The organism is Streptomyces sp. NPDC001617, from assembly GCF_053596855.1.
Window position 1 is genome coordinate 20262 of the sequence record NZ_JBSFHA010000066.1, and the last position, 22786, is coordinate 43047.

General features: G+C 70.4%; 22 protein-coding genes and 1 pseudogene. 11 read left to right on the plus strand and 12 right to left on the minus strand.

All coding sequences use genetic code 11. From position 1 onward, the window contains the following. Positions 1 to 77: 77 nt before the first annotated feature. On the minus strand, positions 78 to 1628 hold the full coding sequence (locus tag ACWC09_RS36980; protein WP_450855416.1) for an FAD-binding oxidoreductase: 1551 nt from the start codon (positions 1626 to 1628) through the stop codon (positions 78 to 80). Between the two features lie 319 nt (positions 1629 to 1947). On the opposite strand from ACWC09_RS36980, the gene pstS reads away from it, so the two are divergent. From pstS to pstB, 4 genes are all read left to right on the plus strand, one after another. Further along, positions 1948 to 3075 carry a phosphate ABC transporter substrate-binding protein PstS gene (gene pstS / locus ACWC09_RS36985; RefSeq protein WP_450855417.1) on the plus strand — a complete coding sequence of 376 codons (1128 nt, stop codon included), beginning with the start codon at positions 1948 to 1950 and terminating at the stop codon, positions 3073 to 3075. Between the two features lie 140 nt (positions 3076 to 3215). Then, positions 3216 to 4223 (plus strand): phosphate ABC transporter permease subunit PstC, encoded by a 1008-nt coding sequence (pstC, locus tag ACWC09_RS36990; RefSeq protein WP_450855418.1) that lies wholly within the window; start codon positions 3216 to 3218, stop codon positions 4221 to 4223. Next, positions 4220 to 5272 (plus strand): phosphate ABC transporter permease PstA, encoded by a 1053-nt coding sequence (gene pstA / locus ACWC09_RS36995; RefSeq protein ID WP_450855419.1) that lies wholly within the window; start codon positions 4220 to 4222, stop codon positions 5270 to 5272. The genes pstC and pstA overlap by 4 nt, the downstream gene beginning before the upstream one ends. A 62-nt stretch (positions 5273 to 5334) precedes the next feature. After that, positions 5335 to 6111 carry a phosphate ABC transporter ATP-binding protein PstB gene (gene pstB, locus ACWC09_RS37000; protein WP_450855420.1) on the plus strand — a complete coding sequence of 259 codons (777 nt, stop codon included), beginning with the start codon at positions 5335 to 5337 and terminating at the stop codon, positions 6109 to 6111. Between the two features lie 237 nt (positions 6112 to 6348). Here pstB and ACWC09_RS37005 read toward each other — a convergent pair whose 3' ends face one another. Further along, positions 6349 to 7347: an anion permease gene (locus ACWC09_RS37005; protein WP_450855421.1), complete on the minus strand. Its 999-nt coding sequence runs from the start codon at positions 7345 to 7347 to the stop codon at positions 6349 to 6351. Between the two features lie 7 nt (positions 7348 to 7354). Beyond that, complete coding sequence (locus ACWC09_RS37010) at positions 7355 to 7975, minus strand: DUF47 domain-containing protein (RefSeq protein ID WP_450855422.1); 621 nt, start codon at positions 7973 to 7975, stop codon at positions 7355 to 7357. Between the two features lie 188 nt (positions 7976 to 8163). Here ACWC09_RS37010 and ACWC09_RS37015 point away from each other — a divergent pair, with 188 nt between their 5' ends. After that, positions 8164 to 8484: a metal-sensitive transcriptional regulator gene (locus ACWC09_RS37015; RefSeq protein WP_356353196.1), complete on the plus strand. Its 321-nt coding sequence runs from the start codon at positions 8164 to 8166 to the stop codon at positions 8482 to 8484. Positions 8485 to 8734: 250 nt separating this feature from the next. Here ACWC09_RS37015 and ACWC09_RS37020 read toward each other — a convergent pair whose 3' ends face one another. From ACWC09_RS37020 to ACWC09_RS37055, 8 genes and pseudogenes are all read right to left on the minus strand, one after another. Further along, entirely contained in the window at positions 8735 to 8911 is a 177-nt protein-coding gene (locus ACWC09_RS37020; protein ID WP_450855423.1) for a hypothetical protein, read from the minus strand. Positions 8912 to 9032: 121 nt separating this feature from the next. Next, entirely contained in the window at positions 9033 to 9857 is an 825-nt protein-coding gene (locus ACWC09_RS37025) for a hypothetical protein (RefSeq protein ID WP_450855424.1), read from the minus strand. 250 nt (positions 9858 to 10107) lie between these two features. Then, positions 10108 to 10527: an NUDIX hydrolase gene (locus tag ACWC09_RS37030; protein WP_450855425.1), complete on the minus strand. Its 420-nt coding sequence runs from the start codon at positions 10525 to 10527 to the stop codon at positions 10108 to 10110. Further along, positions 10524 to 11582, minus strand: coding sequence for a CHAD domain-containing protein (locus ACWC09_RS37035; RefSeq protein ID WP_450855426.1), 1059 nt, complete (start codon positions 11580 to 11582; stop codon positions 10524 to 10526). Before ACWC09_RS37035 ends, ACWC09_RS37030 begins: the two co-directional genes overlap by 4 nt. Next, positions 11563 to 13797, minus strand: coding sequence for an RNA degradosome polyphosphate kinase (locus ACWC09_RS37040; protein WP_450855427.1), 2235 nt, complete (start codon positions 13795 to 13797; stop codon positions 11563 to 11565). Before ACWC09_RS37040 ends, ACWC09_RS37035 begins: the two co-directional genes overlap by 20 nt. A 315-nt stretch (positions 13798 to 14112) precedes the next feature. Further along, positions 14113 to 14490, minus strand: coding sequence for a hypothetical protein (locus tag ACWC09_RS37045; RefSeq protein WP_450855451.1), 378 nt, complete (start codon positions 14488 to 14490; stop codon positions 14113 to 14115). Between the two features lie 41 nt (positions 14491 to 14531). Beyond that, positions 14532 to 14774, minus strand: a pseudogene (locus tag ACWC09_RS37050) (ATP-binding cassette domain-containing protein); the annotation flags it as partial. Next, positions 14771 to 15202, minus strand: coding sequence for a GntR family transcriptional regulator (locus ACWC09_RS37055; RefSeq protein WP_450855428.1), 432 nt, complete (start codon positions 15200 to 15202; stop codon positions 14771 to 14773). The gene ACWC09_RS37055 and the pseudogene ACWC09_RS37050, both read right to left, overlap by 4 nt. Positions 15203 to 15313: 111 nt before the next feature. Here ACWC09_RS37055 and ACWC09_RS37060 point away from each other — a divergent pair, with 111 nt between their 5' ends. Genes ACWC09_RS37060 through ACWC09_RS37080 form a run of 5 tightly spaced genes read left to right on the plus strand, consistent with a single transcriptional unit; the run spans position 15314 to position 19794 of the window. Then, entirely contained in the window at positions 15314 to 15853 is a 540-nt protein-coding gene (locus ACWC09_RS37060) for an RNA polymerase sigma factor (protein ID WP_450855429.1), read from the plus strand. After that, on the plus strand, positions 15850 to 16710 hold the full coding sequence (locus ACWC09_RS37065; protein ID WP_450855430.1) for a zf-HC2 domain-containing protein: 861 nt from the start codon (positions 15850 to 15852) through the stop codon (positions 16708 to 16710). The genes ACWC09_RS37060 and ACWC09_RS37065 overlap by 4 nt, the downstream gene beginning before the upstream one ends. Beyond that, complete coding sequence (locus tag ACWC09_RS37070) at positions 16707 to 17567, plus strand: ABC transporter ATP-binding protein (protein WP_450855431.1); 861 nt, start codon at positions 16707 to 16709, stop codon at positions 17565 to 17567. Before ACWC09_RS37065 ends, ACWC09_RS37070 begins: the two co-directional genes overlap by 4 nt. After that, positions 17564 to 19093, plus strand: coding sequence for an ABC transporter permease (locus ACWC09_RS37075; protein WP_450855432.1), 1530 nt, complete (start codon positions 17564 to 17566; stop codon positions 19091 to 19093). Before ACWC09_RS37070 ends, ACWC09_RS37075 begins: the two co-directional genes overlap by 4 nt. Positions 19094 to 19110: 17 nt before the next feature. Continuing rightward, the gene (locus tag ACWC09_RS37080; RefSeq protein ID WP_450855433.1) at positions 19111 to 19794 is read left to right on the plus strand and encodes an ABC transporter; all 684 of its coding nucleotides are present in this window, start codon (positions 19111 to 19113) and stop codon (positions 19792 to 19794) included. Between the two features lie 67 nt (positions 19795 to 19861). Here the strand turns inward: ACWC09_RS37080 and mshD are convergent, their stop codons facing one another. Continuing rightward, the gene (gene mshD / locus ACWC09_RS37085) at positions 19862 to 20788 is read right to left on the minus strand and encodes a mycothiol synthase (protein ID WP_450855434.1); all 927 of its coding nucleotides are present in this window, start codon (positions 20786 to 20788) and stop codon (positions 19862 to 19864) included. Positions 20789 to 20969: 181 nt separating this feature from the next. Here mshD and ACWC09_RS37090 point away from each other — a divergent pair, with 181 nt between their 5' ends. After that, positions 20970 to 22778 (plus strand): bifunctional metallophosphatase/5'-nucleotidase, encoded by a 1809-nt coding sequence (locus tag ACWC09_RS37090; RefSeq protein ID WP_450855435.1) that lies wholly within the window; start codon positions 20970 to 20972, stop codon positions 22776 to 22778. The last annotated feature ends 8 nt before the right edge of the window (positions 22779 to 22786 follow it).

Genomic DNA, 22786 nt, shown 5'->3' on the forward strand with positions numbered 1-22786 from the left:
CCTGCGGGCCGGTGGGTGCTGGTCGCGCCACGCGTCGGTGCCGCTGTCGATACAGCCCCCCGCCCCTGGAAGGGGCGCTACAGCGCCTGCGGGTATGTGAAGAAGCGGTTCGGGTCGTACTGCTTCTTCACCTGTGCCAGACGGCTCGCCGCATCCCCGTAATACGCCTTCCGCCAGTTCGTCAGGGTCGGGTCCGTGTAGTTCTGGTAGGCCGCGCCCGAGGCGTATGGGCGCATCGCGTTGTGGGTCTTGGTCAGCCAGGACTGGGCCGTGGTGCCCGCCGTGCCGGAGTGCCAGGACGCGAGGTACTGGGCCAGCATGCGGGAGCGGCGGTGGACGAAGGCCGTGGCCGTGGGGGAGACGCGGTTGACCGCGCCGCCGAGGGCCGTGAGGGCGATGCTGCCCGAGCCGCCGGGGACCGCGCTGATGCGGTTGAGCAGGGTCTGGATGCCGGCGTCGGAGATCGAGCGGTCGAAGAAGTCGGAGCGGGCGGTGTAGGTCTCGCGGCCCAGGGCGCCCTCGGGGTTGCGGTTCGGGGTGGTGCCGGGCAGGTGGCACTGGGCCTCGGTGCGGAAGGACGTGCAGCCCGCGTACGCCTCCATGGCGCCCTCGTACGAGTGGCGGTTGAGGGAGACGCTGCGTGCCGGTGCGCCGACCCTGGCGGCCAGGCGGTCCAGCGCGTTCTGGAGTTCGCCGTAGGTGCCGAGGGAGAAGGCGGCGACCGAGACGGTGGGCGAGCCGCCGTTCTCCAGGTGGCAGGAGGACCAGATCTCGTCGGGCTGGTCGGGGCCCCACTCCTGCCATGCCCTCACCACGGCGGCCGCCTTCGACCAGGGCCAGGTCACGTAGGCGGACACCGCCTGCGGCGCCGGGTGGGTCTTGAAGTGCAGTTCGGTCACGACGCCGAAGTTGCCGTTGCCCGCGCCGCGCAGGGCCCAGAACAGGTCCTTGTTGGTCGTCGCGTTGGCGGTGACCTCCTTGCCGTCCGCCGTGATCAGCGTCGCCTGGGTGAGGCTGTCGCAGGTCAGGCCGTACGCCCGGGAGACCACTCCGTGGCCGCCGCCGAGGACCAGGCCGGAGACGCCGACGGAGGGGCAGGAGCCGGCCGGGATCGTCACGCCGTGGGCGGTGAGACCGCGGTAGACGTCGATCAGCTTGGAGCCGGCGCCGACGACCGCCGAGCCGCCGCCCACGCGGATGCGGTTCAGCTTGGAGACATCGAGGATCAGCTTGCCGTTCCCCGAGGACCAACCGGCGTAGGAGTGGCCGCCGTTGCGGATGGCGACCCGGATGTTGTGGGCGCGGGCGTAGGAGAGGGTCGTACGTATGTCGTCCGCGTGGGCGGCATAGGCGACCGCGGCCGGCTTCAGGCCGTCGAAGCGGGTGTTGTACAGCTGGTGGGCGGTGGTCCACTTGGCGTCGCCCGGGCGGACCAGCGTGCCGTCGAGGTCACGGGCGAGGGCGGACCAGCTGGAGGCCGCGGCCGGCAGAACCGGCGTAGTGGAGGAACCGGTGGAAGAATCGGAGGACGACGAGGCGGCGCCCGCGATGCTGCCGCCCTTGCACGCAGCCAGGGCGACTCCCGCTATCGCGGCCGTGCCGCCTCCGATGAACGTACGCCGTTGCATGGTGTGCCTTCCCGTCGGTTCCTGTGGAACGAGACGGCTCGCCGACCTCGCGCGTTCCAGCCCAAGTGTCACTCCTGTGTCACTGTGGCCCCGGAACCTGTACGTGCTCTCCCCGTGAGCATTCCGTGACCTAACCACAACGTCTGCAGGGGTTCACCTTCCGTTCATTTGTGGCCATCGGCTCCTTCACCTGTTCTGCCTAATTTCGGCCTTACGCGATGCGGGCCGCATCTCTTCCAGAGGCGTCCCCGTTGCCGAGACTCACCAACTTCGCACGCCGCCGGATTCAGGACGGCGGCTCCTGGAAGGAACTCCCTCAGTGAAGCTTCAGCGCATGAACCGGCGGGCCATCGCCCTCGGTGCCCTCGCCGCGTCCGGCGCCCTGGTCCTCACGGCGTGCGGTTCGGACGACACCTCCAGCAGCAGCGGTGGCAGCAGCGCTTCGGCCTCCACGCAGGCCGGGTCCATCAAGTGTGACAACGCCAAGGGGCAGCTGCTCTCCGACGGCTCGTCCGCGCAGAAGAACGCGATCGACGCCTGGGTGGCCCAGTTCTCCAAGGCCTGCGGTGTACAGATCAACTACAAGGCCGGCGGTTCCGGTGCGGGTGTCACCTCCTTCACCCAGGGCCAGCTCGCCTTCGCCGGTTCCGACTCCGCGCTGAAGCCCGAAGAGGTCACCGCCTCCAAGAAGGTCTGCTCCGGCGGCCAGGGCATCGACCTCCCGATGGTCGGTGGCCCGATCGCGGTCGGCTACAACCTGTCCGGCGTGAGCAACCTGGTTCTCGACGCCCCGACCCTGGCGAAGATCTTCAACAGCAAGATCACCAAGTGGAACGACCCGGCGATCGCCAAGCTGAACCCGTCGGCGAAGCTCCCCGACCTGAAGATCCAGGCGTTCCACCGCTCTGACGAGTCGGGTACGACGGACAACTTCACCAAGTACCTGATCGCCACCGCCAAGAGCGACTGGCCCTACTCCGGCGGCAAGGCGTGGCAGGCCAAGGGTGGCCAGGCCGCCGCCCAGTCCTCCGGTGTCGCGGCCCAGGTCAAGCAGACCAACGGCTCCATCGGCTACTTCGAGCTGTCCTACGTCGCCGACGGTGTGAACGCGGTCAGCATCAACACCGGCGCCAGCACCGCCGTCGCCCCGAGCAGCGACTCCGCCTCCAAGGCGATCGCCGACGCCAAGGTCGTGGGCACGGGCTCGGACCTGTCGCTGCAGCTGAACTACGGCACCAAGGCCGACGGTGCCTACCCGATCACCCTGGTCACGTACGAGATCGTCTGTGACAAGGGCAACAAGGCCGACACCCTCCCCGCCACGAAGGCGTTCCTGCGCTACATCGCCTCCGAGCAGGGCCAGGGCGTGCTGTCCGGCCTCAAGTACGCGCCCATCCCCGCCGACATCATCGCCAAGGTCCGCACCACCATCGAGGGCCTGAGCTGATCTGAGTGCGGTCCGGTCCCGGGCCCCAAGAACCCGGGACCGGACCGCATCGTCCGGTGCACCGCCGCCACGAGCCGTACGGCGACCCGTACGGCTTCGCAGAGCCGCACAGCGTGTGGTTCCGCAGACCGGAGAACCCGATGGACACATCCACACAGATAACCGACGCCCCACCCCCCACCCCCGAACCGTCGACGGCCGAGCAGAAGCGCAACGCCCGCGGTGCTACCCGACCCGGTGACCGGATCTTCCTCGGTCTCTCCCGCGGGTCGGGCATCCTGCTGCTGGTGATCATGGCCGCGATCGCGGTCTTCCTCACCTACCGTGCGTCCCTCGCGCTCAGCAAGAACCACGGCAACTTCCTCACCACCTTCGAGTGGAACACCAACATCACGCCGCCCAGCTTCGGCATCGCCGTCCTGGCCTACGGCACGGTGGTCTCCTCGATCATCGCCATGGTCATCGCGGTCCCGGTCGCGGTGGCCATCGCGCTGTTCCTCACCCACTACGCCCCGCGTCGGCTGGCGGGTCCCATCGCGTACGTGGTCGACCTGCTCGCCGCCGTGCCGTCCATCGTGTACGGCCTGTGGGGCGCGCTGATCCTCGTACCGCACATGAACGGCCTCTTCGGCTGGCTCAACGACTTCTTCGGCTGGACCGGGGTCTTCTCCTGGGACCAGGGCGCCCCGCGCTCCCTGCTCACCGTGGGCATCCTGCTCGCGATCATGATCCTGCCGATCATCACCAACGTGAGCCGCGAGGTCTTCCGCCAGGCTCCGCAGATGATCGAGGAGGCGGCCCTGGCCCTCGGCGCCACGCGCTGGGAGGTGATCCGCATGGCGGTGATCCCCTTCGGCCGCTCCGGTGTGATCTCCGCGTCGATGCTCGGCCTCGGCCGCGCGCTCGGCGAGACGATGGCCGTCGCCACCGTCCTCTCCCCGGACTTCCTGATCCACGGCAGCCTGCTCAACCCGGGCGGCGGCACCTTCGCCCAGAACATCGCCAGCAAGTTCAGCGAGGCCACCGAGTTCGGCCGTGACGCCCTCATCGCCTCGGGTCTGGTCCTGTTCGTCATCACCCTGTTGGTCAACGGCGCGGCGCGCATGATCATCGCCCGCCGCAAGGAGTACTCGGGGGCCAACGCATGAGCAACGCCGCCATCGCCGAGAAGCGCCCCAGCACCCTGCGCGGCGCCCGCCTGCCGAAGTGGTCGCCCTGGGCGATCGCCGCCGGCTCCGTGGCCGTCGCCGTCGCCGTCGGGGTGGGCGCCGGGCTCACCAAGGTCCAGTGGGGCCTGATCTCCGGTCTGCTCTTCCTCGTCGCCACCTACGGCATCGCCGCCAAGGTCGAGGGCCGCCGGCAGGCCAAGGACCGTATCGTCACCGGCCTGGTCTGGGTCGCCTTCCTGGTCGCCCTCGTGCCGCTGATCTCCCTGGTCTGGACGACCGTCGTGCGCGGTGTGAAGGTCCTCGACATCTACTTCCTGAGCCACTCGATGGGCCTCGTCGCGGACTCCCAGCCGGGCGGTGGCATCTACCACGCCATCATCGGCAGCGTGGAGCAGGTCGGGCTCGCCACGCTGATCGCGGCGCCGATCGGTGTGCTGACCGCGATCTACCTCGTGGAGTACGGCCGCGGCAGGCTCGCCCAGGCGGTCACGTTCTTCGTCGACGTCATGACGGGTGTCCCGTCGATCGTCGCGGGTCTGTTCATCCTCTCCCTGATGCTGATCTTCGACATGCAGCCGTTCGGCTTCGCCGGCTCGATGGCCCTGGCCATCCTGATGATGCCGGTGGTCGTGCGCTCCACGGAGGAGATGCTCAAGCTCGTCCCGAACGAGCTGCGGGAGGCGTCCCTGGCGCTGGGTGTCCCGAAGTGGCGCACCATCCTGAAGGTGGTCCTGCCGACCTCCATCGGCGGCATCACGACCGGCATCATGCTGGCCATCGCCCGTATCGCGGGTGAGACCGCGCCCGTACTGTTGTTGGTGTTCGGTAACCGCTTCATCAACAACAACCCCTTCTCGGGTCCGCAGCAGTCGCTGCCGCTGTACGTCTACCAGCAGTACGCCGCGGGCAACGACTACGCGTACGACAGGGCATGGGCGGCCTCGCTCACCCTGATCGCCTTCGTGATGATCCTCAACCTGGTGGCTCGCGGTATCGCGCGCTGGAAGGCCCCGAAGACCGGTCGCTAAAGCGACTATTTCCGGCTCCGCCGGGCGGGGCCCTCTCAGCGACTGACGGAAGTGAAGTAGTTATGGCCAAGCGAATCGACGTCAGTGGGCTCACCGCCTACTACGGGTCCCACAAGGCGATCGAAGACATCTCGATGACGGTCGAGCCCCGCTCGGTGACGGCCTTCATCGGCCCCTCCGGCTGCGGCAAGTCGACGTTCCTGCGCACGCTGAACCGTATGCACGAGGTGACCTCGGGCGGCCGGGTCGAGGGCAAGGTGCTGCTCGACGACGAGGACCTGTACGGGCCCGGGATCGACCCGGTGGCGGTGCGCCGCGAGGTCGGCATGGTGTTCCAGCGGCCGAACCCGTTCCCCACCATGTCGATCTTCGACAACGTGGCCGCGGGCCTGCGCCTCAACGGGAGCTACAAGAAGAGCGAGCTCGGCGACGTCGTCGAGAAGTCGCTCAAGGGCGCGAACCTCTGGAACGAGGTGAAGGACCGCCTGAACAAGCCGGGTTCGGGTCTGTCCGGTGGTCAGCAGCAGCGTCTGTGCATCGCGCGGGCGATCGCCGTGGAGCCGAAGGTTCTGCTCATGGACGAGCCCTGCTCGGCCCTGGACCCGATCTCGACGCTCGCCATCGAGGACCTGATCGGTGAGCTGAAGGAACGGTTCACGATCGTCATCGTGACGCACAACATGCAGCAGGCGGCGCGTGTCTCGGACCGTACGGCCTTCTTCAACCTGGCGGCGGTCGGGCAGCCCGGCAAGCTGATCGAGATCGACGACACGGAGCGGATCTTCTCCAACCCGTCGGTCCAGGCGACGGAGGACTACATCTCCGGGCGCTTCGGCTAAGCCGTTACGAACCCCTCGCGGTGCTGCATGGCGGTGCCACCGCGAGGACGAAGAAGGGCCCGCCCCCGGCTCCCGGGGGCGGGCCCGTCGTCGTTGGCTGCGGGTGGGTGGGGGAGGGCGTCCCCGGGGGCTGCCGCCTCCCAGACCCCCGCTTCGGCAAGAGCGGCCTCGTCCACAAACTCCCCCAGAGGGGCCCAACGGGCTGCAATGCGTGAACCGTGTGTATGAGCACGGGAGTTACAGGAACGCCAGGTTCACGATCCCGTACGCCCCCGCCGCCACCAACGCCGCCGCCGGCATCGTGATGAACCAACCCATGACGATGTTCTTGGCCACGCCCCAGCGGACCGCTTTCACGCGCTTCGTCGCGCCGACGCCCATGATGGCGGAGGTGATGACGTGGGTCGTGGAGATGGGGGCCTTGAAGAGGTAGGCCGTGGTGAACATGATCGCCGCGCCGGTCGTCTCGGCGGCGAAGCCCTGGGGCGGGTCCAGTTCGATGATCTTGCGGCCCAGGGTGCGCATGATGCGCCAGCCGCCGGCATAGGTGCCGAGCGAGAGCATCAGGGCGCAGACGATCTTCACCCAGACCGGGATCGGGTCGCCGTACGTCTTGTGGCCGGAGATCACCAGGGCCATCACCACGATGCCCATGGTCTTCTGGGCGTCCTGGAGACCGTGGCCGAGCGCCATGCCGGCTGCGGAGACGGTCTGGGCTATACGGAAACCGCGCTTGGTCTTGTGCGGGTTGGAGCGGCGGAAGAGCCACATGATGGCCGCCATGACGAGGTAGCCGACGATCAGGCCGACGATCGGCGAGACGAACATCGGGATGACGACCTTGTCGAGCACGCCCTGCCAGAGCACGTCGCTGCCACCCGCCAGCGCCGCTCCGACGAGGCCGCCGAACAGCGCGTGGGAGGAGGACGAGGGCAGGCCGAAGTACCAGGTGAGCAGGTTCCAGACGATGGCACCGGTCAGCGCCGCGAAGAGGATGGCCATCCCCTGCGAGCCGGTCGGGGTCTCGATCAGACCCTCACTGACCGTCTTGGCGACCCCGTTGCCCAGGAACGCACCCAGCAGGTTCATCGCCGCGGCCATCGCGAGTGCGGCGCGAGGGGTGAGTGCGCGGGTCGAGACCGATGTCGCGATCGCGTTCGCCGAGTCGTGGAAGCCGTTGGTGTACGTGAAGAAGAGCGCGACCGCGATGGTCACGACCAGAGCGAAGGTGTCCATGAAGGGGTCAGGACTCCTTGACCGCGATGGTCTCCACCGTGTTCGCCACGTGCTCGAAAGCGTCCGCGGCCTCTTCGAGCACGTCCACGATCTGCTTGAGCTTGAGCACCTCGATGGCGTCGTACTTGCCGTTGAAGAGGTGGGCGAGGAGCTTGCGGTGGATCTGGTCCGCCTGGTTCTCCAGGCGGTTGACCTCGATCCAGTACTCGGTGAGGTTGTCCAGAGTGCGGAGGTTCGGCATGGCCTCGGCGGTGAGCTCCGCCGCTCGCGCCAGCACCTCGATCTGCTGCTCGACGCCCTTCGGCAGTTCCTCGACGTTGTAGAGGACGACCAGGTCGACGGCCTCCTCCATGAAGTCCATGATGTCGTCGAGGGAGGATGCGAGGGTGTAGATGTCCTCGCGGTCGAACGGCGTGATGAACGAGGAGTTCAGCTGGTGGAATATCGCATGCGTGGCGTCGTCACCGGCGTGTTCCGCGGCCCGCATACGCTCTGCGATCTCGGCCCGGCCGGCGGTGTCCGCCCCGAGCAGTTCCATGAGGAGCTTCGAGCCCGTGACGATGTTGTCCGCGGACGCGGCGAACATGTCGTAGAAGCTCGTCTCCCTGGGGGTCAGACGAAAGCGCACAAGGGGTCCTCAGGATGCATCGGTTTCGGTCAGGCTGATGCTAGGTGCATCATCCGGCCACGACTAATGGGCCGTCCCCCAGTGTCGCCCATCGGGCACGGTGATCAGCACGGGGGCGTACCAAGGGCCCTATACCCAGCAAAGTTCGGTACGATATACCCACCTGGGGTATATGTCTGGAGGACGCGATGACGACCACCGAGGCGGCCGGCGCGGAAGCGGCCTCCACACACGGCTACCACAAGCAGAAGGACGAGCACCTCAAGCGTCTGCGCCGGATCGAGGGCCAGATCCGCGGTCTGCAGCGGATGGTCGACGAGGACGTCTACTGCATCGACATACTCACCCAGGTCTCCGCCTCCACCAAGGCCCTGCAGTCCTTCGCGCTGCAGCTCCTGGAGGAGCACCTGCGGCACTGCGTCGCCGACGCGGCCCTCAGGGGCGGCGACGAGATCGACGCCAAGGTGGACGAGGCGACCAAGGCGATCGCCCGCATGCTGCGAACCTGATGAGCAGGCGTACCTGACGCACGCCGGTGGCCGAAAAGGAGCCCCCGCTCAGTGGAGCCTCCGGCCAGGGCCTGTCCGGCGGATCATGTCGGCGTCGCGGGGTCTGGCACGCACATCTGCCGCGTTGTCGTCGGTCGCCGACGCTCCGCGTCGACTCCCTCCTCCGCCTTGCAGCCGCACGCACCAGACCCCGCTCGGGGCGGCTAAGTCGTGCTGTTTCTTGCAGCCGACCTGATCCGCCGGACAGGCCCTAGTCGCCGGAGGCGTCCCCGCGTTCCTCGGCCACTTTCAGCACCTCGTCGATGCTCTGAAGGCTCAGCCGCTCCTCCGCGGCCGAGGCCGCGATGATCAGCTCTCCGCACAGCTCGATCTCGGCGAGGGCCACGTGGTCCTGGACTGCCGTACCGCCGACCGGAGCCACGTGCATCACCTCATCTCTGCCGGTACCGACTTCCTAGAGTAGGGAGCGGCCTACACACCGCGCATGGCACGGACGGGCTAGTTCTTGACGCCCCTCACTCATCCGTGAGGAGGGCTCCCAGGGGGTCTCACTGCTCGGCGATCCTCCCCGAGTAGATGTCCTTCGACGCCGGCAGCCGTACGTCGACGGGGGCCCCGAAGTCGTAGAGCAGCGTCGTCGAGGCGACCGCCACGGTGACCTTCTGCTCGCCGTTGACGAAACTGAAACGCTGCCGGATCTTGCGGACGCGGCCCTGGGCGTCGAGATAGACGTCGAAGGGGACCTCGGCAGTGGCGAACCCTTTCGCCGCCGCCGCGAGGGATTCCCGTACGCCCTGGGAGGCGCCCTGGGCGGCGCGTGCGAGGTCGGCGGTGCCGCGGTAGTGGCGCACCTCGGTGCCGGCCAGTTCGGTTCGCCCGACGTAGGTCGCCGTGCGCGTCCCGCGCAGAAGGGCCGCCGCCGCGTACGGGTCCGTCGCGCCGCCGGTGACCAGGTTGCCGTCGGAGAGGGTGGCCGTGTCGACCCGGACCCACTTGTCGGCGGGGACTCCGGCGCCGCGGTTCTTCATGAACAGCGCGCCCGGGGCGAGGAGTTCGGTGATGGGCCGGTGTTCTGTGGTGCCGGCCGGGTCCTGCGGGAGCGTCACCGTCAGGCGGCCGAGCCGGCGTGTGTAGTCGTAGACGCCCTCGCCGCGGATGGTGACACGGGTGCCGCCGGTGGCCATCTCCATCGAGGTCGTCGCCTTGGAGCTGCCCGCGGTCACCAGGGTGTCGGCGGTGTGGCGGAGGAGGTCGACGGGGTCGGAGGCGTGGGAGTCCTCGGCGGCGGCGCCGCCGGAACAGCCACCGGCGCCGAGACAGACGATGACCCCGGTGACGATCGCCCCGCCCACCCTGCGCTGTCGTTCCGCCATTGCCTGCCTACCCCCAAGCCGGTTCTCGTTCCGGATAACGACGGGTGGGCGGGGGCCGTCACGCGCATACCCGCCCTTTACTGGGGCTGGGTAACGTTGTCGGGGTGGCGCAAGAGGAACACCGTACGACGACCGTCGAGCAGGGCCGCTTCTGTTTCGCGCGCTGCAGTTGTGGGTGGCGGGGGCCTGCTCGCAGGGCGCGGAGTCAGGCCCGGACGGACGCCGAGGCACACGCGGGGACCACTGGATACTAGAGCGGCAGCAGCTCGTCGATCAGGGTGCGGTCGCGGTACTGCGTCAGACGGCTGCGGGCGGCGGCGGGGGAGAGCCACAGGATGCGGTCCACCTCGTCGTTCGGCGCGAAGTTCCCTCCGATCGCCTCCGCCGCCCAGTAACGGACCCGTTTGGGGCGGCCGTTCGCCATGTAGCAGACGGTGGGCAGCTCGGTTCCGGGCTCCGCGGTGTAGCCCGTCTCCTCCTCGACCTCACGCAGCGCGCCCGCGAGGGCCTCCTCGCCGCGCTTCAGCTTCCCCTTGGGGTGGGACCAGTCGTCGTACTTCGGCCTGTGGACCAGGCAGATCTCGAGGTCGTCGTCGACCGGCGAGCGGCGCCACAGGACGCAGCCGGCCGCCTGGACGACGGTGTCGTTGCTGTCGGGGGTCGGGATCACGTACTCACCACCTGTTTCTGCCAGCACTGTTGGAACGCGAACCGCGCCGCCTCCACCTCGTGGCGCTGGTCGGCGTGGAGCACGCCGAGGGCGTACGCGGTGGCAGGGGCGATACGGGGGGTACGGGCCGCCGACGCCGCGGCCGCCGCCGCCTCGGACGCGTCGCGGTGACGGTCCAGGGCCTGGCCCGCCGTGAGGAGGCGGACGTCGAGGGGGGTGTCGTCGCCGGACAGGGCCTCGCGGGCGTAGCGGTGCAGGCGCAGGAGCAGGCGGACCTGGTGCCAGGGGGCGTCCTGGGGGTGCGGGGACGGGTCCGGCGAGAGGCCGTGGATGAGGGCCTCGGCGTTGTAGGGGTGGCCCGCGGTGACGAGGGGGAGGGCGGCGACGGCGTCCGTGAGGCGCTCCTCGGCCGCGGCGGCGAGGGGGCGGAGGTCCGCGGTGGCGGCGGTGGGGGTGAGGGGGACTTCGCTGGCCAGTACGGCCACTTTGTCGGCGACCGCGTGGAAGCGGCTGCTCCCGAGGGCCTGGAGGGCGGTGCTGTGGGCCCGGGTCTTGGCGAGGGTGAGCTGGCGCTCGAGCAGGGCGCCTGCTTTGGCGGCGCCAACTGTGAGGTTTCCGCGGTCCGTTGTGGGCACGGAGGCGGACGACGTCGAAGGTGCGGTGGCCGTCGCTGTCGCCTGGGCGGGGAACACCGCCGCCCCCGACAGCCTCTGCAACGCCAGCAACAGCCGCTCCAGGCGCGCCCCGTACGCGTGCTCCATCGACAACGTCCCCGACAGCCAGGCCAGTTCGGGGCGCAGGACCTCCGACCAGTCGGTCTCCAGCAGGGGCCGGTAGGTGTGCAGGCTGCCGCTGATGCGGCGGACCGAGCGGCGCAGGGCGCGGGTCGGGTCGACGGAATCCTCCGGGGCCCCCGCCGCCGGGCCGGTTTCCCGGTGTTGGCGCAGGGCTCGGAGGAACTCCGTGGCCTGGGCCCGCAGGTAGCCCGCGAGGGCGTCACCTGTGGGGGCGGGCCCGGCCGTGGGGTCCGTCGGGTCAAGGTGTTGCTGTGCCACGCCGGCGCCTCCGGGCGTCTATGAGCATCTCCTGGACGTTTCGCAGGGGTTGGCCGTCCGCGTCGGTGGCGTGCCGGATCCACTCGCCGTCCGCACCGAGGTGCCAGGACGCGGTGGTGTCGGACATGCCGGTCTCCAACAGCCGGTTCAGGGCTGCGCGGTGGGCCGGGTCGGTGACCCTGACCAGGGCCTCGATACGGCGGTCGAGGTTGCGGTGCATCATGTCGGCGCTGCCTATCCACACCTCGGGTTCGCCGCCGTTGCCGAAGGCGAAGACCCGGGAGTGTTCGAGGAAGCGGCCGAGGATCGAGCGGACGCGGATGTTCTCCGACAGGCCCGTGACGCTCGGGCGGATCGCGCAGATGCCGCGGACCCAGACGTCGACCGGTACGCCGGCCTGGGACGCCCGGTAGAGCGCGTCGATGAGGGCTTCGTCCACCATCGAGTTGACCTTGATGCGGATGAACGCGGGACGTCCGGCACGGTGGTGCTGCGTCTCCTTGTTGATCCGCGCGATCAGGCCGTCGCGCAGGGACTTGGGGGCGACGAGGAGACGGCGGTACGTCTCGCGCCGCGAGTAACCCGAGAGGCGGTTGAACAGGTCCGAGAGGTCCGCGCCCACTTGGGGATCTGCCGTCAGCAGGCCGAGGTCCTCGTACAGCCGGGCCGTCTTCGGGTGGTAGTTGCCGGTGCCGACGTGGCTGTAGCGCCTTAGCGTGTCGCCTTCCTGACGGACCACCAGGGACAGCTTGCAGTGGGTCTTCAGGCCCACCAGGCCGTAGACCACATGGCAGCCGGCCTCCTCCAGCTTGCGCGCCCACTTGATGTTGGCGTGCTCGTCGAAGCGGGCCTTGATCTCGACCAGCACGAGGACCTGCTTGCCGGCCTCGGCGGCGTCGATGAGCGCGTCGACTATGGGGGAGTCGCCCGAAGTCCGGTACAGGGTCTGCTTGATGGCGAGGACGTCCGGGTCGTCGGCCGCCTGCTGCAGGAAGGCCTGCACGGAGGTGGAGAAGGAGTCGTACGGGTGGTGGAGCAGGACGTCCCGGGTGCGCAGGGCGGCGAAGATGTCCGGGGCGGAGGCTGATTCCACCTCGGCGAGGTCGCGGTGGACGCCCGCGATGAACTTCTTGTACTTCAGTTCGGGGCGGTCCAGGCCGTGGATGCGGAAGAGGCCGGTGAGGTCGAGCGGGCCGGGCAGCGGGTAGACCTCCGCCTCGCTGATCTTCAGCTCGCGCACCAGCAGGTCCAGGACCTCCCGGTCGATGGACTCCTCGACCTCCAGGCGCACCGGCGGCCCGAAGCGGCGCCGCATGAGCTCTTTCTCCAGGGCCTGCAGCAGGTTCTCGGCGTCGTCCTCCTCGACCTCCAGGTCCTCGTTGCGCGTGAGGCGGAAGGCGTGGTGCTCCAGGACCTCCATGCCCGGGAACAGCTCCTCCAGGTGCGCGGCGATGACGTCCTCGATGGGGACGTAACGGCCGGGGGAGCTCTCCAGGAAGCGGGACAGCAGCGGCGGCACCTTGACCCGGGCGAAGTGCCTGTGGCCGGTGACGGGGTTGCGCACCACCACGGCCAGGTTGAGGGAGAGGCCCGAGATGTACGGGAAGGGGTGCGCCGGGTCGACCGCCAGCGGGGTCAGGACCGGGAAGATCTGGTGCCGGAAGAGCGTGAACAGGCGGGCCTGCTCCTTCTCCGTCAGCTCGCTCCAGCGGACCAGGTGGATGCCCTCCTCCGCCAGGGCGGGGGCGATGTCCTCGTGGTAGGTCGCGGCGTGCCGGGCCATCAGCTCGCGGGAGCGGGCCCAGATCATCTCCAGCACCTCGCGGGGCTGGAGGCCGGAGGCCGAACGGGTGGCGACGCCGGTGGCGATACGGCGCTTGAGACCGGCCACCCGGACCATGAAGAACTCGTCCAGGTTGCTGGCGAAGATCGCGAGGAAGTTGGCCCGTTCGAGCAGCGGGGTGTTCGGGTCCTCGGCGAGCTCCAGGACCCGCTCGTTGAACGCGAGCCAGCTGCGCTCCCGGTCCAGGAAGCGGCCCTGCGGCAGCTGGGGCCCGTCGTACGGTGCCTCCTCGTACGCGTCGAGGTCGGCATCGATGTCGGGTTCCAGGTCGGAGACCGCGGCCGACACGGTGTGCGGGCGGTGCGCGGCTATGGAGCCCACGGAGGGCTGCGCGTGCTGAACCTGGGCCTGGGCGGTGTCTGACTGACTCATGAACCCATTCTTCCGCGTCCCGGGCGTTACGGGCGCGTCGGAAGCAGCGGGCGGGAGCGTGTTCACGGAGCGGAGGGCGTCCCCGTTCCCCGCGGGCCCCTCGGGGGACGGCGAAGGTTCTGGCACGGAGGGCGTCATTGGGCGAGCGTCGCAAGGCTGTCTGAACCGTTGGTTACGGCGACATGGCGTGCGGGATATCGCGGGGCGGCTCCCGGACGTCCACGTGGGCCGGAAAGGCGTAACGGACCGCTGGGAGCCGCCCTGAGGATACGTACGTCCATCCCCCCGTGGAAGGACGTACGCGGATCGGATGCCTCACACGGCCCGGCGGCGCAGCAGGCGGAAGGCGAGGGCCGTGATCGCCGCGGTGAGGGCGAGGACCAGGGCGGTCTCCGTGAGCTGGAGGGGCCAGAAGTGGGAGGCGGGGTGGTATTGGTCCACGGCGATGCCGTACAGGACGTCGCTGGACGCGGGCTTTCCGGTGGCCCAGGGCCAGAGGTGGGGGCGGAGGACGCCCAGGGCGGTGTTCAGCAGGCCCATGGCGGCGAGCGCCAGGCCGGACGCCGGCATGGCGCGGCGCAGCAGCAGGGCCGCGAGGGTGCCGAGGGCGAGACCGAGGAGGGGTTGGGCGACGGCGGTCGTGCCGTTGGCGGTGAAGGTCTGGTCGGTCCACCAGTGCCAGGTGACCGGCACCTGGTGGGCGTCGTAGAGCAGGCGGTGCAGGAGGACCAGGAGCGTGCCGACGCCGGGTCCGGGCCGAGGACGGTGACCGAGCCCTCGGTCGGCGCCAGCAGCCCGGCGGCGAGCGCGAGGAGCGTGGACTTGCCGGCGCCGTTCGGGCCGACGACCGCGCAGACGCGGCCCGCGGGCAGCCGGAAGCCGCAGTCGCGCAGCGCCCAGCCGCCCGGCCTGAAGCGCCCACCGAAGCGCTTGCCCAGAGCGGCCGCCTCCAGGGCGAAGCCGGCGGTGTCGGTCATGAGGGGTCTCCCTGACTGTGCTGTCCCGGCCTGTGGTGTCCCGAAAAGGGAGCTTCCGGAAACTGCTTCTCGAGTACGGCGGTGAAGAGTGCGGCCACGTCCTCGCGGTCGAGGCCGGCCTCGCGTGCCCGCGCGGCCCAGTCGTCCAGCTCGCCATGGAGCGGGGACTCGGTCGGCTGGGTGCCGAGCGATCGCCTGACGAACGTGCCGAGCCCGCGACGGGCCTCGACCAGGCCCTCGCGCTCCAGCTCCCGGTAGGCCTTCAGCACCGTGTTCGGGTTGATGGCGGTGGCCTCGACCACCTCGCGTGCGGTGGGCAGCTTGTCTCCCGGCTCCAGGAGGCCCAGACGGAGGGCCTGCTTGGTCTGTTGGACGATCTGGACGTAGGTGGCGACGCCGGAGCGCCGGTCGATGCGGTACTCGACCACCCGTACAACCACCCTTTCACTAATTGAGTAGTGAAAGGGTGGTGGAACCGGCCTGAGAAAGTCAAGACCGATCCGGTGAACCGATCCGCACAGTCGGTCCGATGAGGAGACGTGAGCGAAACGAGAAGCGACGGGGAGCTGTTGCGGGCCGCCGCGGACGGGGACCGGCGCGCCTTCGAGGAGCTGTACCGGCGGTACGCGCCGTGGCTGACCGCCCGGCTGCGCGGCCGGTGCGCCGACGCGGGCGTGGTCGACGACGTCGTACAGGAGACGTTCCTCGCGATCTGGCGGGGCAAGGCCCGCTACCGCGAGGACGGCGATGTGGCCGGGTGGCTGTGGCGCATCGGCTCGCGGCGGCTGATCGACGCGCTGCGGGGGGACGGGGCACGGGGGCGGCTGCGGCAGACGCTGGCGCGGCTGCGGCACCGGGACGAGGCGTCCGCGGAGGAACGCGTGCTCGCGGGGGTGGAGCACGGGGACCTCGCGGGCGCCCTCGTCCGGCTCTCACCGGAACTCCGGGCGGTCCTCCAGGCGACGGTCATCGACGGGCTGACCACCCGCGAGGCGGCCGTCCTGCTCGGCATACCGCCGGGGACGGTCAAGACACGGGCGATGCGGGCCCGGAAGCAGTTGAGGGAGGCGCTGGCATGACGTGGCATGTGGACGCAGGGGATCTACGGGCGTATGCCCAGGGTGAGTTGGCCCCGCCGATGCTGTGGTCCGCCGACACGCATCTGATGGCGTGCGCCGAGTGCCGTGAGACGCTCGCCTCCGTCGGTGATCCGGTCTCCCTGGACGCCGGCTGGGAGCGGCTGGATGCCGAACTCGACGCGCCCCGGCCGGGGTTGTTCGAGCGGATGCTGGTGCGGATCGGTGTCGCCGATCACACCGCGCGGCTGCTGACGGCGACGCCCGTGCTGCGCCGCTCCTGGCTGGGTGCGGTCGTCGCGGTGCTGGTGATGTCCGTGGCGGCGGCGCACGCGGCCCGCACCGCCGAGTCCCCGAACCTCTTCCTGGCTCTCGCACCGCTGCTGCCGCTGGCAGGGGTCGCGGTGTCGTACGGCCCCGCGCTGGATCCGACGTACGAGATGGCGGTGGTCGCCCCGCTGCACGGGTTCCGGCTGCTGATGATCCGCACGGTCGCCGTGCTCGCCGCCGGCCTCGGCCTCAACGGCCTGGCGACGCTCGCCCTGCCCGGCTACGGTCTGCGCGCCCTGGCCTGGCTGCTGCCCGCCCTCGCCCTCACCTCGACCGGACTGGCGCTGTCCGCCCGGCTCGGCCCGGTGCTCGCGCCGTCGCTGGTCGGCGGGGCGTGGGTGGCGCTGCTGCTGGCGGCCCACGCGCATGACGCCAAGGCGACGCTCGTGCCGTTCACGGCGGCCGGCCAAGGGGTGGCGGCGGCGGTCGCCGCGCTCGCCGGCGGGCTGCTCTTCCTCGCCCGCGACCGCTTCGACCGCTCCCGGTCCGCCCGCTTCCAGTCCGACCACTTCAGGGGAACTGCCGTATGACACCCACCGTTTCCGCCTCCGGACTCAGTCTCCGCTACGGCGGCACCCGCGCCCTCGACGACGTGTCGCTGCGGCTGACCCAGGGCGTCACCGGCCTCCTCGGCCCCAACGGCGCCGGAAAGACCACCCTGTTGAGGGTGCTGGCCACCGCCGTGCCCCCCGACAGCGGCGCCTTCACCGTCCTCGGCCACGACCCGGGCAGCTCCTCGGGGCGGCAGGAGGTGCGGCGCAGGCTCGGCTATCTGCCCCAGACCCCTGGATTCCACCCGGACTTCACGCCCTTCGAGTTCGTCGACTACGTGGCGATCCTGAAGGAGCTGACCGACCGGGCGGCACGGCACCGCGAGGCGCGGCGGGTGCTGGAGGAGGTCGCGCTGGGCGACGTACGGGGAAAGCGGATCAAGAAGCTGTCCGGTGGCATGCGCCAGCGGGTGGCGCTGGCGGCCGCGCTGGTCGGAGACCCGGGCTTCCTGGTCCTCGACGAGCCGACGGTCGGCCTGGACCCCGAACAGCGCATGCGCTTCCGGGAGTTGATCGCGCGGGCCGGCGAGGGCCGGACGGTCCTGCTGTCCACCCACCAGACCGAGGACGTGGCGATGCTCTGCCACCGTGTGCTGGTGATGGCGGGCGGCCGAATCCGCTTCGACGGTACTCCGGCGGAGCTGACCGCGAGGGCGGCCGGCCGGGTGTGGAGCAGCGCGGAACGCGATGCGGGGGCGAAGGCGGGCTGGCGTACCGGACTGGGCACCTTCCGGAACGTGGGCGACCCGCCCGCCGGTGCCGAGCTCGTCGAACCGTCCCTGGAGGACGGCTACTTGCTGACCCTGGACGACGCGGGCGCGGAGGTGGCGGCATGAGCGCCGTGCTGGAAGAGACGGTGACGGGGGTGGAGACCCCGACGGCGGGCGCCTCCTGGCGGGCCGTGCTCGCCCTGGCCCTCTTCGAGGGACGCAGACTGCTGCTGCGCGCCCCGATGCTGTGCGCGCTGGCGCTGTACGCGGCGTGGATCGGCTGGACCGCCCCGGACTACCAGGAGGGCTACCCGGCGCTGCAGGACGCCGACCGCGCCACCCAGCTCGGCCCGCTGCTGGTCGCGCTCGCGGTGCTGTTCTGCGTCAACCAGGCGGTCCTGCGCTCCAAACGGCGGGACACGGAACGGCACTTCGGGGTGCTGCCCCTCGAACCGTGGCGCCGTACGGCGGCCCACGCCCTGTCCGTCGTCCCGGTGGCGCTGCTCGTAGCGGTGGGCGTGGGAGTCCAGTTCGGCTGGTCGGCGCTCAAGTCCGGTGCGGTGGGGTCGGGTTCACCGGCCGAACTGCTCGTGGGTCCGCTGGCGGTGCTGCTGTTCGGGGCGTTCGGCGTCCTGCTGGCCCGTCTGGTCCCGTCCGGCTTCGCCGCGCCGCTGACGATCGTCCTGTTCTTCTTCTTCGGCGTCGCCGTGGCGGTACCGACCGGCGACGACGAGAGGGGAACGCGCTGGCTGGAGCCGATCGTCACCGACTCCGGCGGCAACACCGTGCCGTCGGACCTGATGGGTCGGCCCGCGGCCTGGCACGCGCTGTACCTGGTCGGCCTGGGCCTGACACTGGCGCTGGTCGCCGTGGTGGCGGCGGGCGGCCGGAGCTGGGTGCTGAAGGGCTCGGTCGCGGGGGCGCTGGCGCTGGCGGTGACCGGCGGGGTGCTCCAGGCGGGAGCGCTGCCCCAGTCCGTCACCGCGGCGCGGGAACGGGCGTCGGTGAGCCCGCAGAAGGTGCAGAGCTGTGTGCGGCGGGACGGCTCGACGTACTGCGCGTTCCCGGAGTGGGCGGGCCGGGTGGACAGCTGGGCCGGGGTGGTGCGCGAGGTGCGGTCCCTGGCGGGCGGTACGGCACACGACCAGGCGCTGGTGGTACGGCAGCGCATCGACGCCCGCTACGGCCTGACCTCCGACTCCGCGATCGACCCGGCCACCGCTCCCCACCAGGTGACCGTCGGCGTGTCCTGGGGCGGCAACCGCGTGCCCGAGTTCTCCACGGCGGTCGCCTCCGTGCTGGTGGCGGGGAGCGAGAAGGCCACGACGGACCTGTGCGACGGCCGCATGGTCACGATCATGTGGCTGGGCATCTCCCCTCTGCCCGACCCGCTCCAGTCCCTGCGCAACGTCCGCCTCGACGACAGCCTCTCCGGCTCGGCGATCGTCCTCTCCCCGACGAACCCGCTGAGCATGACCGCCGCCCAGACGGAGGTCGTACGGGAGCTGCTGGCGAAGGGACGCGACGAGATCGGGGCACGGGTGAAGGCTCACTGGGCGGAGCTGACGGCACCCAGGCTGAGCACGGCCCGGGCGGCCGAACTGCTGGGGGTCACGGCACCGAAGAAGGGGCTGGAGAAGTGCGAGGCGTGAACCGGGGAGGGCCTGAAGTGCGTGTACTGATAAGGGAGTTGACGCCCGCCGTCGCGCGGACCCTGCCCTGGCGGGCACTGGGCGTCGGCGCCGCCCTGGGCCTGCTGCTGGCTTTGGTCCCCCGCCTGCCGGCCGACGCCTCCTTCGGCTGGCCGTCCCTCACCGTCCTGCGCACCGCCGCACTCGCCTACGCGCTGGCCCTGACCTTCCTCCTGGACGACCCGGCCCGCCACATCACCTCGACGGTGCCGGCACGGCGGGCGCTGCGCACCGGCCTGCGGCTCGCGCTGGTCACCCCGCTCACCGTCCTGTGGTGGACGGCCGTACTCCTGCTGATCCCGTCGGAGGTGCGGCCCCCTTGGGGCGCCGTCACCCTCGAGGCGGCGGCGGCCTGCGCACTCGCACTGGCGGCCGGCGCGCTGGCCGCCCGCCTCACGGAGGAGCCCCGGCCGGGGCCCTCGGTGGCGGCGGCCCTGCTCTTCACGGCGATCGTGTCGCCGCTGGTGCTGCCGCAGCGGTGGGCGCTGTTCGTGTGGCCGCAGGACAAGCGGTGGGATGCGGCGCACGAGCGGTGGGCGTGGTTGCTGGTCGGGGCGGTGACGGCCCTGATGCTGTGCCTGCCGGAGCCGGTGCGGAAAATCCAGCCCGGCCGGTGGTTCAGGACGAGGCCGCACGCACATTCCAGCCCGTCCGGCGTCTGAGGACGAGGCCGCAGGCCGATAGGGGTCTGGGGGCGTAGCCCCCAGGGCCGCCCGCCCGCACCGGCGCTCACGTCTCCGTGCGGTACATCAGGTCCGCCTCGTACGTCGTGAATCCCAGCCGCTCATAGACGGAGACGGCGGCCTTGTTGTCGGCGTCCACATACAGCATCGCGTCCGGCACCCCCTGCCCCTCCAGATGCCGCAGCCCGATCGTCGTGAGCGCCTTCCCCAGCCCGCCCCCCTGCGCACCCGGCCGCACCCCGAGCACGTACACCTCGCCGAGCCCCTCCTCCGCGTGCACCTTCGTCCAGTGGAAGCCGATGAGTTCCTCGCCGCGGAAGGCGAGGAAGAAGCCGGCCGGGTCGAACCAGGGCTCGGCCTTACGGGCGTCCAGGTCCCGTTGCGTCAGAGAGCCCTGCTCGGGGTGGTGGGCGAAGGCGGCGGCGTTCACGGCGAGCCAGGCCGTGTCGTCCTGGCCGGGGACGAAGGTACGGACCGTCACGTCCGACGGCAGCACCGGCTCCGGGAGGTTCAGGTCGGTCAACGGCCGCCGCATCTGGCGGAGTTCACGGAACAGGGTCAGGCCGAGGACCTGCGCCAGATGCCGTGCCGCCGAGTGGCCGCCGTGGGCCCACACCCGCAGCCGCTTGCCGGACGCGGCGAGAAGGGCCGAGCCCAGCGCCCGCCCGTGGCCGTGGCCGCGGTGCTCCGGGTGGACGACCAGCTCGGCGGCCGGCGCCTCCACCGGGTCGGTGTCCTCCAGCTGGGCGTAGCCGACGAGTTCGTCGTCGAGGAAGAGGAGGAGGTGGGAGACGCCCTCGCGCTCACCGCCCCGCAGTTGCAGCCGCCCCTGCTCGGACACCGCCTGCTGGCCGTCGGTCGCCGCGGCCGCCGCCAGTAGCGCGAGCACGGCCTCGATCTGCTCGGGGGAGAGAGCGGACTGGGTCTCGATGGAGCGGGTCCGGCCCGCGCGTGCGGTGTCGTCGCTGGTCATGCGTACGAGGGTACGGGGAGCGCCCGGCGAATAGGGGGCACGGTGCAAACGGAACGGAACGGCAAAGCGGAGGGCAACAGGAAACCAGGATGTAACCAAGAAACCTCTATCGACGCTACGCGCGTTGACCCTAGGCTGCGCCGGACGGGGCCCAGATCTCAGTACACCCACAGGGGGGCGTATGCCAGCCATCAACCAGCCCAGCCCGCGCCGCAGATCTCGTACCTACCGCCTCATGGCCGCGGCCGCCGGCCTCGCCGCCGTCGGCGCCCTCGCCGCCGCCCTCCCGGCGGACGCGCACGAGGCGACGTCCCAGGGCGGGGGTCATCTCCCGAGCCGCTACCAGGACGTCCAGCTGCTCTCCTTCAACGACCTGCACGGCAACCTCGAACCCCCGTCGGGCTCCTCGGGCCGTGTCACCGAACTGCAGGCCGACGGCACGACGAAGACGATCGACGCCGGTGGTGTCGAGTACCTCGCGACGCATCTGCGCGAGGCCCGCGAGGGCAACGCGTACTCCATCACCGCGGCCGGGGGCGACATGGTCGGCGCCTCCCCCCTCATCTCGGGCCTCTTCCACGACGAGCCCACCATCGAGGCGCTCAACAAGCTGGACCTCGACGTCACTTCGGTCGGCAACCACGAGTTCGACGAGGGCGCGAAGGAACTGGCCCGCCTCCAGAACGGCGGCTGCCACCCGACCGCCGGCTGCTACACGGACGAGAAGTTCGAGGGCGCCGACTTCCCCTATCTCGCCGCGAACGTCCTGGACGAGAAGACCGGCAAGCCCATCCTGAAGCCGTACTGGGTCTGGAAGAAGAAGGACGTCCGGATCGGCTTCATCGGCGTGACCCTGGAGGACACCCCGGGTGTCGTCTCCGCCGACGGGGTCAAGGGCCTGAAGTTCAAGGACGAGGTCGAGACGATCAACAAGTACGCCAAGGTGCTGCGCGCCCAGGGCGTCAACTCGATCGTGGCCCTCATCCACGAGGGAGGCCTCCCGGCCTCGGGCGCGTACAACTACGACTGCGACTCCGGGGGTTCGGGCAGCGGCATCTCCGGCCCGATCGTCGACATCGCGAAGAACATCTCGCCGTCCGTGGACGCCCTGGTCACCGGTCACACCCACGCGGCCTACGTCTGCACGATCCCCGACCCGGCCGGCAAGCCCCGCATGGTCACCTCGGCCGCGTCCTTCGGCCGCCTCTACACGGACACCACGCTGACGTACGACCGCTTCACCGGCGACATCGTCCGTACGGCGGTCAAGTCCGCGAACCAGGTGGTCACCCGGACCGTCGCCAAGGCGCCCGACATGACCGAGCTGATCGCCAAGTGGAACACCCTGGCGGCCCCCGTCGGCAACCGCGCGATCGGCTACATCGCGGCCGACATCGCCAACACCGGCACCGAGTCCCCGATGGGCGACCTGATCGCCGACGCGCAACTGGCGTACGGCAAGGAGCTGGACCCGGAGACCGACCTCGCGCTGATGAACCCGGGCGGTGTGCGGGCCGGTCTGACGTACGCGGCCAAGGGCAGTGAGGGCGACGGAGTCGTCACCTACGCCGAGGGCTTCACCGTCCAGCCCTTCTCCAACACCGTGAACCTGCAGGACTTCACGGGCGCCCAGCTGATCCAGGTGCTGAAGGAGCAGGTGAGCGGCACGAACGCGGCCGCTCCGAAGATCCTGCAGCCGTCCACCGGGCTGACGTACACGCTGGACCTCACGAAGACCGGCGCGGACCGCGTCGTCACGGACTCCATCAAGCTGGGCGGCTCCGCCATCGACCCGGCCGCCACCTACCGCGTCGCCACCAACAGCTTCCTCGCGGGCGGCGGCGACGGCTTCACCACGCTGGGCCAGGGCACGAACGACCTGGTCGGCACGGACGACCTGGCGGCACTGGAGCAGTACCTGACGGCCAACTCGTCGGCGAGCGCCCCGCTGTCGCCGCCGGCCACGAACCGGATCACCCTCGTGCAGTAGTCGCGGTT

Excerpts from the sequence above, each read along its gene's own strand:
- ACWC09_RS37005 (WP_450855421.1), bottom strand. The coding sequence starts at position 7,347 with ATGGACACCTTCGCTCTGGTCGTGACCATCGCGGTCGCGCTCTTCTTC.
- ACWC09_RS37070 (WP_450855431.1), top strand. The coding sequence starts at position 16,707 with ATGACACCCACCGTTTCCGCCTCCGGACTCAGTCTCCGCTACGGCGGC.
- ACWC09_RS37065 (WP_450855430.1), top strand. The coding sequence starts at position 15,850 with ATGACGTGGCATGTGGACGCAGGGGATCTACGGGCGTATGCCCAGGGT.
- mshD (WP_450855434.1), bottom strand. The coding sequence starts at position 20,788 with ATGACCAGCGACGACACCGCACGCGCGGGCCGGACCCGCTCCATCGAG.
- pstB (WP_450855420.1), top strand. The coding sequence starts at position 5,335 with ATGGCCAAGCGAATCGACGTCAGTGGGCTCACCGCCTACTACGGGTCC.
- ACWC09_RS37040 (WP_450855427.1), bottom strand. The coding sequence starts at position 13,797 with ATGAGTCAGTCAGACACCGCCCAGGCCCAGGTTCAGCACGCGCAGCCC.
- pstC (WP_450855418.1), top strand. The coding sequence starts at position 3,216 with ATGGACACATCCACACAGATAACCGACGCCCCACCCCCCACCCCCGAA.
- ACWC09_RS37015 (WP_356353196.1), top strand. The coding sequence starts at position 8,164 with ATGACGACCACCGAGGCGGCCGGCGCGGAAGCGGCCTCCACACACGGC.
- ACWC09_RS37020 (WP_450855423.1), bottom strand. The coding sequence starts at position 8,911 with ATGCACGTGGCTCCGGTCGGCGGTACGGCAGTCCAGGACCACGTGGCC.
- ACWC09_RS37075 (WP_450855432.1), top strand. The coding sequence starts at position 17,564 with ATGAGCGCCGTGCTGGAAGAGACGGTGACGGGGGTGGAGACCCCGACG.
- ACWC09_RS37090 (WP_450855435.1), top strand. The coding sequence starts at position 20,970 with ATGCCAGCCATCAACCAGCCCAGCCCGCGCCGCAGATCTCGTACCTAC.
- ACWC09_RS36980 (WP_450855416.1), bottom strand. The coding sequence starts at position 1,628 with ATGCAACGGCGTACGTTCATCGGAGGCGGCACGGCCGCGATAGCGGGA.
- ACWC09_RS37025 (WP_450855424.1), bottom strand. The coding sequence starts at position 9,857 with ATGGCGGAACGACAGCGCAGGGTGGGCGGGGCGATCGTCACCGGGGTC.
- pstA (WP_450855419.1), top strand. The coding sequence starts at position 4,220 with ATGAGCAACGCCGCCATCGCCGAGAAGCGCCCCAGCACCCTGCGCGGC.